This window comes from Luteimonas terrae, assembly GCF_031457535.1.
Lineage (GTDB): Bacteria > Pseudomonadota > Gammaproteobacteria > Xanthomonadales > Xanthomonadaceae > Luteimonas > Luteimonas terrae_A.
The window spans coordinates 340,712-353,334 of sequence record NZ_JAVDWO010000001.1; the positions used below are offsets into that span (position 1 = coordinate 340,712).

At 68.9% G+C, this 12,623-nt stretch carries 7 protein-coding genes; all 7 read right to left on the bottom strand.

Going from position 1 to position 12,623, the window contains the following annotated elements; translation table 11 throughout:
* Positions 1–111: 111 nt before the first annotated feature.
* The 7 genes from J2W68_RS01430 to J2W68_RS01460 all read right to left on the bottom strand — a co-directional run bounded on the left by J2W68_RS01430 (position 112) and on the right by J2W68_RS01460 (position 12,612).
* Complete coding sequence (locus J2W68_RS01430; RefSeq protein ID WP_310231970.1) at positions 112–1,215, bottom strand: toxic anion resistance protein; 1,104 nt, start codon at positions 1,213–1,215, stop codon at positions 112–114.
* Positions 1,212–1,958, bottom strand: a complete 747-nt coding sequence (locus J2W68_RS01435) for a hypothetical protein (RefSeq protein WP_310231972.1) — start codon at positions 1,956–1,958, stop codon at positions 1,212–1,214. The genes J2W68_RS01430 and J2W68_RS01435 overlap by 4 nt, the downstream gene beginning before the upstream one ends.
* Complete coding sequence (locus J2W68_RS01440; protein WP_310231975.1) at positions 1,958–7,291, bottom strand: DNA repair ATPase; 5,334 nt, start codon at positions 7,289–7,291, stop codon at positions 1,958–1,960. Before J2W68_RS01440 ends, J2W68_RS01435 begins: the two co-directional genes overlap by 1 nt.
* Before the next feature lie 82 nt (positions 7,292–7,373).
* Positions 7,374–9,377 carry a hypothetical protein gene (locus tag J2W68_RS01445; RefSeq protein ID WP_310231977.1) on the bottom strand — a complete coding sequence of 668 codons (2,004 nt, stop codon included), beginning with the start codon at positions 9,375–9,377 and terminating at the stop codon, positions 7,374–7,376.
* A 43-nt stretch (positions 9,378–9,420) separates the two neighbouring features.
* On the bottom strand, positions 9,421–10,047 hold the full coding sequence (locus J2W68_RS01450) for an OB-fold-containig protein (RefSeq protein WP_310231980.1): 627 nt from the start codon (positions 10,045–10,047) through the stop codon (positions 9,421–9,423).
* Positions 10,048–10,176: 129 nt separating this feature from the next.
* Entirely contained in the window at positions 10,177–10,782 is a 606-nt protein-coding gene (locus J2W68_RS01455; protein ID WP_310231983.1) for a 3'-5' exonuclease, read from the bottom strand.
* A 6-nt stretch (positions 10,783–10,788) separates the two neighbouring features.
* Entirely contained in the window at positions 10,789–12,612 is a 1,824-nt protein-coding gene (locus J2W68_RS01460; protein WP_310231985.1) for a DUF294 nucleotidyltransferase-like domain-containing protein, read from the bottom strand.
* Between the last annotated feature and the right edge of the window lie 11 nt (positions 12,613–12,623).

A 12,623-nucleotide genomic window follows, 5' to 3' on the forward strand; every position in this document is an offset into this window, starting at 1 on the left:
GGCCGACCGCCCCGGATGCCGCGAATGACGCCCACGCACGGGTCAAATCCGGGTGGGCAGATCTGTCCCGGGTACGGGCCAGACCTCTGCTTCGTCAGTCCGGCGACCGATTCAGACGCCGTCCGTCGGCGCCGCCAGCCGCTTCTGCACATCGTCGCGTAGGCGCGCGAGTTCGCCTTCGGCCTCGCGGCGCTGCTGCATGCCGTCGCGATGGATGCTGCGGACTTCCTCGACGGTCTGGATCAGCTGCTCGTGCACGTGGCGCAGCGTGCCGATGTCGATGACGGCGCGCTGGTTGGCTTTCGCGGTCTCGACCGAGGTCTGACGCAGCAGGTCGGCATTGCTGCGCATCAGTTCGTTGGTCGCGTCGTCGATCGCGTTCGAGAGTTCCACCGCATTCTTCTGCTCGCCCAGCGACAGCTGGATCGCGAACTGGCGCTTCCACGACGGAATCGTGATGTTGCGGACCGTGTTGAATTTCTCCACCAGCTGGATCGCATTGGCCTGGATCAACCGGATCATCGGCAGCGACTGGTCGGCGGCGTGCTGCATCACCAGCAGATCGCCGACACGCTTGTCGAGCAGGCGGACGGCGTTTTCGATTTCTGCACGGCGGGTGCGCGACTGCGGGTCTTCCGCGCCGGCGAGCGCTGCCTGTTCCGCGGCGAGGCGGGCCAGCCGCTCGCGACCGGCGATCACGTGCACACCCAGCGCGCGACGCTCCTCGAGCACCACATCGTGCATGCGGTCGAAATCGGTGATCCGCCGGGTCAGCAGATCCTGCTGGCGGCCGACATCGCCCATCAGACGTTCGATCTGCTGGTTGGTGTTGCTGAAGGTCTGCACCAGCTCGTCGCGGCCGGCGCGCATCTTGTCGATCAGGCGTCCGAGCAGCGGCACCTTGGAGCGGCCGGCGAAGCTGCCAAGATCGAGCGAACGCGCGATCCGCACGACTTCGCCCAGCTTCTCGCCGGTCGCGTCGAGATCGCTGTTGCGCACCTGGTCGAGCAGCTGGCTGGAGAACGCGGCGGTCTTGCTCGCGGCGTCGCGGCCGAACACGTGCAGGTTGCCGGGGGTGATGTCCTCCAGACTGCGGCCGACGACCTCGATGTCGGCGCGGTCGGCGGGCACCAGGCCCAGCGACTGCAACGCGGCATCGTCGGTCACCGGCGTCGCCGACGGCACGTGCGTGGGATAGGCGGTGTCCTGGGTCATGTGTCGGTCTCCTTGGGCCTGTCGGCGCGGTCAAACGCGCCTCGGGCGAGTGTAGCGGTCATGGCGTCGAGTTCATGGGCGACATCGGCCTCGATGTCGGCGGCGGTCACCGCGTGCGCGGCGCCCTGCGCGGCCTGCTCGCCGACGGCGCGTTGCCGCCACAATGGCAGCAACACGTCGCGGACGTTGCGGTAATGCGCGAGCACGGCCTCGTGCTGCTCGGCGATCAGCTGCAGCTGCCGCGCCGACAGCGTGTGCGTGGCGCGCACCGTGTCGAGGTGCTGGGCGCGGCGCAGCCGCAGATCGTGGTGGGCATCGTCGTCGGCGACCGTCTCGCGCAGCGCGGCTGCGGCCTGGTCGAGACGGTCGAGCGCAGGCGTCGATGCCGCGAGACGCGAACGATGGGCGGCGATGTCGGCGCGCAGCGCGGCAGCGGCGCGGTCAGCCTCAATCAGCAGCACGCCCATGCGTGCGCCGAGTGTCTCGGCCTCGTGCTGGTCGACGACATCGCGACCGGTCAGGCGCGCGAACAGGCCAGCGCGCGGCCGTGCACGCGCCGGCAGGACCCCGCGCATCGCGCTGTGCAGATCGCGTAGCCGCGCCACGAGCGCGGCGGCCGGCGCGGCGTCCAGCGTGTCCGCGACATCGACGGTCGCCAGCTCGGCGACGATCGCATCCGCATAGGCCGCGATGCCGGCGGCATCGGCGGGCACGGTGTCGATCGCGTCGTCGCCGGGCGACATCAGTCCTGCGCGCCCGGATCGGATTCCGCCGCGCCGAGACGATCGAGCGCGGCATCGAGGCGACGTTCGGCCGGCGTGCGTTCGCGTCGGCGTGCGGGCGTGCTGCTGTCGAGCGTCGTGCCGCGCGTGCGCAGCCACTGCGCCAGTTCCGCGAGCGCGGCATTGAGCGCCGCCTGCCCGGCGACCGACTGGCCCAGCTGGGCAAGCAGTGGTCCTGCGGTTTCGCGCAACACCGTCTGCAGTTCGCCCGCGACCGCCTTCGCCGTGTCGTCGGATCCGACCACGGGCGCCGCCTCGACAGGCGACGGTGCAGCGGGCGCGCGCAGGTCGTGCAGCGCGGCCAGCAGCTGGTCCCAGGGCGCAGCGGTCGCCTGTGTGTCGCTGCCCTGCCCCATGACCTGCAGGCCGGCGGCGATGTCGGCCAGCTGCGCGACCACGCGCGCGCCGGTGTCGGCGTCTTCGCCGCCCATTGCCTTGTCGCGCATGAAGTCGCGCTTGATCTGCGTCCAGCGCGCGGCTGCCGTCTCGTCGAGTGTGCCGCGCAGCTCGGCCAGCTTGAGCAGGTTCTCTTCGGCGCCAGTGGTCAGCAGTTGCGACTCGCCCATATAGTGATCGTCGAGCAGCTGTTCGAGCTCGGCGGCGTTCATCACCGGCGAGATCTTCTCGGCCAGCTTGTTCATGTTGCGGTAGCTGCCCTGCAGGCGGAACGCAGGCTCGGTGCGGTAACGATCGGCCTGCGCGGCGCTGGCGATGTACTGCTGGTTGACGCGGTAGACGATCTCGCTGACCTGCAGCAGTCGCTGCAGCGTCGCGGTGAGTTCGTTGACCTCGGCGCCGCTGTAGGCGTGCGAGAGATCGTTGGTCGAGACCTCCTTGCCGGCGGCGCGTTCGGCCAGCAGATAGAGATCCGCCATGTCGCGCGTCGCCAGCGGTGCGAGCACCGGGTTGGAGGTCAGGCTGTTCTCGATGTAGCTGAGCTTGAAAGAGTCCTCCATGCCGCCGAGCACGTCGCCGAGGTTGTAGATGTCGGCGCGGTTGGCGAGCATGTCCGGAATCTTGAACACCTCGCCGGACTCGGTGTACGGATTGCCGGCCATGACCACGCAGAACTTCTTGCCGCGCATGTCGTAGGTCCGGGTGCGGCCTTTCCACACGCCCTCGATGCGGCGCGTGCCATCGCACAGCGAGATGAACTTCTGCAGGAATTCCGGGTGCGTGTGCTGGATGTCGTCGACATACAGCATCGTGTTGCTGCCCATCTCCAGCGCGAGGTTGAGCTTCTCCAGTTCCTGGCGCGAGGTCGCATCGGGTGCCTGCGCCGGATCGATCGAGCGCACTTCGTGGCCGAGCGCCGGGCCGTTGATCTTCATGAAGACCAAGCCCAGGCGACTGGCGACGTATTCCATCAGCGTCGTCTTGCCGTAGCCCGGCGGGCTGATCAGCATCAGCAGGCCCATCAGGTCGCTGCGCTTGCTCTCGCCGACGGTGCCCATCTGCTTGGCGAGGTTGTCGCCGATCAACGGCAGGTAGACCTCGTTGATCAGCTTGTTGCGCACGAACGAGGTCAACGGCTGGGCCTTGAACTCCGACAGCCGCAGCGCCTCGCGCTCGCGCGCGGCGATGCGCTGGCGCACCGCCTGGTAGCGGTGGAAGGCCGGCACGAAATGCAGGCGATGGTCGTCGAAGCGCTGCAGGAAGCCGTCGAGCGATAGGCGCAGGCGTCCCTCGTGCACGCGCGGGTGCTCGCCGAGCAGGCCGTCGACATCGGTGATCAGCGTGACCTCGCGCACCGCGTGCGGCAGCGCGTCGGCAGCGAGCAGCAGCACGATCGCCTCGGGCACGTAATCGGCCAGCGCGGCATGCGTCTCACTGCCGCCGAGCGCGCCGAGCCACTGCGCGGCCAGCGACCAGCGCCGCGCCAGCGGGGCGTCCGCATCGCCCAGTGCGCGCTCGACATCCGCGGTCAGGCCCGCGCCGTCCAGCGCCTTGCGCAGCGCTTCACGCAGATCGCGTGCGTAGTGGCTGATGCCGAACGTCGGCGCACCCTCGCGCATTTCCTCGAACAGGTAATCGGCTGCGACCGGCGCGAGCGCGGCATCGAACGGCAGGGTCTGCGCTTCGACGAAGGCCGACACCGCATCGGCAATCTCCGAGCGCAGCGCATCCACGCCGGCATCGGACGCGAACAGCTGGCGGATCGCGCGCGCCCCGGCGCTGCGCTCGGGCCACTGCCCGGCGGCGGTGCCGTCGCGGCCGAAGGCCCAGAACGCCATCGCGAGCGCCCGCGCGGCAGGCGGCTTCGCCAGAGGACCGGCCTTGGCATGCAGCGGCAGCAGCGCGCGCAGGATCAGCGCCGCGTCATGGTCGTGGATGCCCTTCTCGTAGCCTTCGCGGTAGCGCGGCGCGGCGAACGCGCGGACGCTGCGCTCCAGCGCGTCGGGTTCGGAGAGTGCGCGCTGCAGCGTGTCGAGATCGAGACCTTCGCGCCCCTCGACCGCAGCCTGCAGCACGAGCCCGGCGAGGTATTCGGCGCGGGCGATATCCGGTGATTCGGAATCCAGCGTCACCTGCCAGTAGGGGCGCAGCGCTTCGAGTTCGGGATCGTCGATCGGCGCGTAAAAGTCGGTGCCGGTCAGATGGATCGACAGGCCATCGCCGCGCGGCAGGATCGTCAGGTCCAGCGGCTGGGTATTGACGCTGAAGCGGTGCCGCGGCCCGAGCCGGATCACCTGGCCGCCGCCTTCGAACAGATCGCTGCGGTCGCGCAGGCTGCGCACCGCCTGGTCGCGCACGGCCTTCAGGCGCGCTTCGACATCGTCGGCCTTCACCGTGTCGCGGTAGTCGCGCAGGCGGGTGGCGAGTTCGCGCAGCTTGAGAATCAGTGCGTCGCCCGCGAAGAAGGCATTGAGCTCGTCGGGGGTCTCGAACCGCTCGGTGCGCCGCGGCAGGCCGTCGAGGATGCGCGCGGCGGCGTCGAACACTGCCTGGGCCTTGCGCTGGCGCGCGTCGAGCAGCGACTGCTTGTGCGATTCGAAGGTCTCGAGCAGTTCCTCGCGCTTGGCGAGGATGTCGCCGAGGAACTGCTCGTGTTCGCCGAACTGGCCTTCGATCTCCTCGAGCTGGACCATCAACCGCGACAGCTGCTCGTCGGCGCGTTCGGGATCGGTCGCCAGCGCCAGCGCGCCGGCGATCGCCTGGCTGAACAAGGCGAACTGGGCCCCGAACTGCGCCACTGCTTCGGCGGAGCCGAGCGTGCGGCGGCGCTGATCGGCGCGCGCGCGGGTCTGGTTGAGCCGGGCGTAGAGAGCGGAGATCGCATCGACCACGCGCGTCCGCTCGGTCGCGTCGTCGACCTTCAGCGTCGCCATCAGTTCCGACAGCATGTCGAGATCGCCGGACAGCGCCTGCATCTCGGCGATCGACGCGGCGAGCGCTTTCGCGGTCGTGGCGGCCTGGGCGTCGGTATCGAGCACCTGCAACCGTTCCGACACCGGCTGCAGCGCGCGCTCACCGGCGAGGAAGGCGCCGGTCGCTGCGCCGACAGTGTCCTGCGCGGCCTGCAGCGCCTCGCCCATCGCGTCGATGGCGTCGGTATCGACATAGCGCAGCTCGCGGATGGTCAGCAGGTGTCCGCGCTGACTGGATATCTCGTTGAGCGCTTCGACGAAATCCTCGATCCGGTTCCAGCCCTCGGGTTGCAGCCGCCCCAGCAGCGCGCGATGTGCGGCTTCGGCCTCGCGCATCGCCGCATCGGACTGGCGGCGGATGCCCTCGACCTTCTCGTACTCGTCGAGTACCGATTCGCCGGTGGCGGCGATCTCGTGCAGCAGCGCGCCCGCGCCCTCGCTGTCGGCGTCGTCCAGCCAGTGGTGGGCGTCGAACATGCGACGGGTGTCGTGCACCAGCAGCTGGTAGCGCTGCAGCGACACGTCGCGGCCGTCGATCGTGCGCGCCAGATCGAGCAGGTTCGAGATGCCACGCACCAGTTCCGGATTGCCGATGCGCCCCATGAACCCGCTGCCCACCGGGGCATGGGCTGCGAATTCGTCGCTGGTGAACGGCGTCTGCCAGACCTGCATCGGATGCACGCGGGTCGGCGCGTCGCCCTCGGCATGGAACAGCACCATGCGGCCGTCGTGCAGCAGCGCGTAGCCGTGGCCGAACACCGGGTTCTGCAGCGCCCGCTGGATGGTGTTGTAGACGAACAGCGCCGACCGCCCTGCGGCGCGATCGTAGAACACGTACATCACGTCCTCGCCGTTGGGCGAGCGGATGGCGCGCTTGAACTGCATGCCGTCCATCTGCGCATCGAACGCGCGATGGTCGCCGTTCTGCAGGTAGTAGCCGCCTGGGAAGATGATGCCGTGGTCTTCGGGCAGCTGGACACAGGCCTGCACAATGGCATCGTTGCGGACGATCTTGCCGGTGATCGTGTTGTAGATCAGTCCACGCCACTGCTGTTCGCGGTAAGGCAGGACTTTCAGCAGGATCAGCGTGCCGACGCGCGCGAAATCGAAGGTGGCGTCGTCGATCGACTGGGTGCGGTCCTCGACCGGCTCATCAAAGATGCCGGCGCCGGTTTCGGTGTTGTTCTCGACCTTGACGGTGAGATCGCCGCCGGTGGTGTCGACGAACAGCGTGTCGAGGATATTGAAATGCGGATGGCGGCCATCGACCGCGAGTTCGCGGGTGGCGCGGGTCCATTCGAAATCGAACGGCGGCGGCAGCGCGATGTCGCGCTCGCCGCGGGAGTCGAGATAGCTCAACTCACCGGTGTTGGCGATCGACCAGCGGAACACGCGCACATCGGTGCTGCGCTCGCCGATCTGGAACGTCGCCAGCAGGCGGCCGTCGCGGACGATCAGCTGCAGCAGGCGCGCATGCTTGTAGTAGGCGTAGAGCTCGGTGAAATCGTGGACGAATGCCGGCTCCGCCAGGAACGTGCCGGCCGGGTCCACCGGCACCACGTCGTAACCGCCGTCGGCCTCGACCAGGCGATAGAGGCCGAACACGTCCTCGATCCGGGTCTTGCTCTTGAGCCCGATGTAGACGTTGTAGCCAAACAGCACCTGGTCGCCGGGAATCTGCACGACGTCGCGGCCGACGCAGTTGTTCTCGGTGCGGATGCGGAAGCGCCCGACCACCTCCATGCGGCTGTCGCCGAACTCGGCGAGGCGTCGCGTATTGAGCGATTCGGCGCGCGCGCGCAGGCGCGCGCCCTGTTCCACCAGACGCCGACGCAGCACCTCGTAGGCGCCGCCGCGGGCAACGGCCTGGTCGATATGGACATCTTCGGTGGACGCCGTTGCGGCGTCCTGGGTCTGTTCGGTCATCGGCTCACGATCCGGGCTGGCGCGGGCGCGCCGTCACGGCGGCGCCCTGCGTTCGAGATGGCGACCTGGGCCGCGTGCGGGTTCAGGCGGGATCGCCCTCGACGACGGGACGCGCCGGCGTGCTGCCGCCGGCCGCTGCCGGCAGGGCCGAGCTCGAGACACCGAGATAGCGCTGCAGCAGGTCCTGCAGGATCGGGCTCTTCTCGGTGATGCCCTCGATTGAGCGGCCTAGCGAGACCGCCTTGACCACGTTCTCGAACATGCCGCCGTCGCCGCCGATCAGATCGATGTTGGCATTGCGCAGCGCGGTCGCGATGACTTCGGCGTTCTCCTTCGACACTTCCTTGCCGGCCTCGAACGCCGCCAGCGCCTGCTTGAGGCTGGTGTCGAGGGTCATGCGGAATTCCTCGTGGCCGCGCGCGGTGTCGCTGAGCGCGTCGATCGCGCCGAATTTCCTGGTCAGGCCTTCCGCCTCGGCGAAGAGCTTCTTCTCGATCACGCTGGCTTCGGCCAGGCCCAGTGACTCGGTCGCCGTCGCCTTGGCACGGCCCATCTGCTCCTCGCCCTGCGCGCGCGCGGCCAGCTGCTCGGCCAGCACTTTCGCCTCGGCCGAACCCTGCTTGAGGTTGGCATCGGCCATCGCGTCCACGACACGTGCCTCGGCGATGCCGACCTTCTCGATCGCCGACGCACCGGCTTCCTTGACCTGTGCTTCAGCCAGGCCCGGCGCGGCGCGCTCGGCCCGCACGCCCTCGGCCAGCAGCTTCTTGGCCTCGGCCTGCTTGCCCGAGGCATCGAATTCGGCCTGCGCCAGCGTGGTGATCTCGACCGCGCGGTGACGGGCCGCGGTCTCGCGCGCCTCGGCTTCCTTGACCTGGCGCACCATCGATTCCTGGGCCTTGGCCTCGGCATCGAGGATGGTGATCTGCTTCAGGCGATCGGCCTCGGAGACCTCGCGCAGTTCCTTGATGCGTTCTTCCTCGGCCGCGACGGTGCGGTCGATCGAGATGCGCTCGCGGGTGATGTTGGCCACGTCCATGCGCCCCTGCTCGACCACCTTGTCGCGTTCCACGCCCTGCAGCTGCACTTCGCGATCGGTCGTGACCTGCTCGAGCTTGCGCGCGCGCTCGACGCGCTCGGCCTCGATGGCAACGGCGCGCTGGCGGTTCTGGGTGGCCACCTCGACCTCGCGCAGGCGGTTCTCCTCGCGGATGTCGATCAGCTGCTGCGCCTCGATGCGCGCGTTCTCCGACATCTGGCGCTGCTCTTCCTGCACCTTCTGCGTTTCCGCGGTCTCGCGCGCCTGGATGGTCTCGATCTCGCGCTTCTGCCGCGCCTCGGCCTCGGCCTGCTGGCGCTCGAGCGCGAGCGTCGCCTCACGCGTCTCGACGTTCTTCTTGGTGATCGCCAGGCGCTCGTTCTGCTCGAGCTCGTTGGTGACCACGTTCTGGGTCGCGGTGAGTTCGGTGATCTTGCGGATGCCCTCGGCGTCGAGGATGTTGTGCGGATCGAGCACGTGCTTGGGCGTCTGCTCGAGATAATCGATCGCGACGTCCTCGAGCACATAGCCGTTGAGGTCGTTGCCGATGACCGCGATGATCTCCTCGCGGAATTCCTGGCGCTTCTCGAACAGGTCGGTGAATTCGAACTTCTTGCCGACCGTCTTCAGGGCCTCGGAGAACTTGGCGTTGAACAGTTCGTCGACCGCGTGCTTGTCGGACGCGCGGTCGGCGCCGAGCGACTTCGCCACCCGCAGCACATCGGCCTGGGTTTCGTTGACGCGCAGATAGAACGCGACCGCGATGTCGGCGCGCATGTTGTCGCGGCAGATCAGGCCTTCCTTGCCGCGCCGGTCGATCTGCAGCGTGATCAAGCTGATCTTCATGTGCTCGGCGCGGTAGAGCACCGGCACGATCAGCGCGCCGGTGAAATGCACCTTGGGCTGCGCGCTCATGTCATTGACGATCAGCGCGGTGCCCTGGTCGACCTTCTTGTAGAAGGCCTTGAACAGGCCGGCGATGCCCAGCAGGGCGACCAGCAGGACACCCAGGCCGATCAGGAATGGGGCGATCGTGGCAACGCTCATTGCAGCTCCTTGCACATGAGACCCGCGGGCGCGGGCCGTGGAATCAAAGGGTTTGGTATTGGGTTTCAGGCAGCACGCGCCAGGCATGCGCGGCGGCATCGAACGCCACCAGCACGACGCGGTCACCACGATGCAGCTCGACGCCAGCGTCGGCGCGCACCTGCAGGATCAGGCCGGCGCCGCCATCGTCGACATCGGCCATGCCGGCGCGCTCCGACACCTGCGCCGTGCGCACCACCGCGACCTGCCCGAGCAACGACTGCTGCGCCGGCGTACGCCGCGACAGCAGCCAGCGGCGCAGCGGACGCAGCACGGCCGAGGCGATGAACACCGACGCGACGAACGCCACCAGCGCGACGCCACTGCCGACCAGCCAGCGCAGCCAGCTGGCGAATTGGCCAAGCACCAGCAGGTGGGTGAAATAGGTGAGGAACCAGGCAATGAACGCGACCAGGGTGACGACCAGCATCAGCGGCAGCCGGTCCAGACCGAGACGGCCGAGCATGCCGGCCAAGCCCGAGGTGTCGCCGAGTTCGACGGCATCGAGACCGTCGAGATCCAGATCCACGAGGCCGGTGGCCGCGAGCAGCCAGTAGACCGTGCAGAACGCCAGCACGATGCTGTAGACGAGCGTGGGATAGCCCAACGCCGTGCTTGTGAACTCCGCCATGCCGCGTCCAGCTCCCTGTTGCGCGCCGCCTGCGCGGTCGCTCCCCGATCCATCGGTCCTATCATGCCAGCGCCGCATGGCAATGCGCCAACCCGGCAACGGCGCCGATGCGCATCGACGCGTGTCGGATCAGCCGTGTTCGCCGCGCAATGCAAGCCAGCACAGGGCCACCGTGGTGGCATCGCCGAGTGCGCTGTGGCGACCGAGCACCGGGACACCCAGCGCTTCGGCGATATGGGCGAAATCGAGATCAGGGGGCACATCCGGACGCGCGCGGCGTGCACGCGTGGCGTAGGCATCCGCCAGATCCACGCGCGGGTTGGGCAGCGCGAAACCGGTCAGGCCGTGGACGTGCGGAGCCAGCATGGCGAGATCGAAGCGCAGGTTGTAGCCGAGCAGCGCGCGACTGCCGAGCCACTGCAGGAACGCCGCCACGACCGGCGTGACCGACGCGCCGGCGGCGGCTTCCTCCGGCGTGATGCGATGGTGGCGGATGGATTCGATGTCGAACCCGCGGTCGGGACGCACGCGCTGCTCGAAGCGTTCCGACAACACCACGCGGCCGTTGCGCACCGGCACCGCGGCGAGGCTCAGGATGTGGTCGCGGCGTGGATCGAGTCCGGTCGTCTCCAGATCCAGACTGACCCACTCATTGGCGGGCGGGCGCTGCAGCAGGCCGCCCCAGGCGCCCTCGCCGTGCCGGCGCCGCAACCACCACCGCTGCAGCGGCGTCATGCGCGCTCAGCCCGGCACGTGGAACACGCGCCGCACGTGCTCGCGGAACGCCTTGACCACGTGCAGCGCGTCTCGCAGCAGTTCGCGGTCGAGGCGTCGCAGACCTGCGGTATCGACATGGTTGTCGGCCACGCGGCCGTTGGCCAGCGCCGCGAGTTGCGCGTCCAGTCGCATCCGCTGGAACACGTTGAGGGCCTGCGGCAGATCGCGCTGCAGATCCCCGGGCAAGGCGCCCAGCGCCGCAAGCGCTTCGCAGCGCTCGATGCTGGCGGTGGCGGCAACGCCATGGCGCAACGCCAGGCAGCGCAGGCCGTGCACGACCGGGAAGATGCCGCCCTTCTTGAGATCGATGCCCTGCGCATCGCTGCGCATCCGCCCGAAGAACGTCAACGGCGCACCGAACCCCAGCGCGCCGGCGGCCAGGTGGTGCATCAGGATCTCATCCTGTCCCAGCGTCATCAGCGCGGTCTTGACCGGGGCGAACAGCGCGGCGTTGCCGGCGATCGGCCGTGCATCGAGGGCGATCGACAGGTCCAGCGCGGCCTCGCCGCCGTAGTGGTCACGCCAGTGCGCGACGCGCGCCTGCCACTGGCGCGCGGTCATGCGCCAGTGCGGGTTGTCGACCATCACCCGGCCCGGGCACGGCGGGTAACCGATCGTCGAAAGCGCAGCGCTGAAGCGGTCCATCGCCGCCTCGAGCCCCGGCCAGTCGAGATCGTCGGCGAGCACCAGCGCGTTGTCCTGGTCGGTCTTGAGCAGTTGCTCGCGACGGCCTTCGCTGCCCATGACCAGCAGGCAGACACGATGACGATATTCCGCCGGCACGACGTGCTCGAACACCTGCGCCATGACCCGTTCGTTGAGCGCGCTGACCAGGCCCATCAGATACGGCATGCGGGCACCGTGCGCGGCCAGGCTGCGCACCAGGCCGGTCATGCCGCTGGCGGCGGCGGTGATCTCGTCCAGGCTGCGCGCCCGGGCCAGACGCAGGCTGATCAGGTGCGAGTGGCTGGCGAAATGCGACAGCACCTCGGCGATGCCCAGCGTGCCGGCGATACCGCCGTCGCCGGTCCGCACCACCACGCGCTCGATGCGGCGCTCGGTCATGCCGATCAACGCCTGGAACAGCACATCGCGCGCGTCCACGCAGACCAGCGGCCGGTTTGCCAGCGGCCCCACCGGGGCGTCCAGCGGCAGCCGCTGCAGGGCGATGGCGTCGAGCAGATCGGTGCGGGTCACGATGCCGGGCTCGGGTACGCCCGACGTGTCGACCAGCAGGCAGTCCACCCCGGCATCGCGCAGCTGCGCGGTGGCGTCGGCGATCGACGTCGTCCCGGTCACATGGACCGCCGGCGCCAGCTGTGCCTCGTCGACGCGGGTGAGCATCAGTTCGGCGGACTCGCGCCTGGCATCGCCGGACACCGACAGCTGACCCTTGGTCGCCAGCCCCTCGTTGAAATACGCCGCGAACCGCGAATTGCCGGCGATCAGCGCGCGGAACACCTCGGCCGGAATCAGGAAACACAGACACTCGCCGGCCGTGCGGTAACGCAGGCGCGCGCGACCGGCCAGCACCGCCCAGGCACCGAACACGTCGCCCGGGCCGTAGTCGGCGAAGCGTTGCTCCACTCCGTCGACATCGCGTGCGTACGCATGCACGAGGCCCTTGAGGATCACGTAGACATGCGGCGACGCCTGACCGGCCTCGATGAGCGTGGTGTCGGCAGGATGGAAGCCGATGTCCACGCTGGCCTGCAGACGCGCGCGACCGGGTGCGTCGAGCAGGTCGAAGGGCGGGTGGTCGAGATCGAGGCCGGGCACGGGATCCATGCGGGCATTGT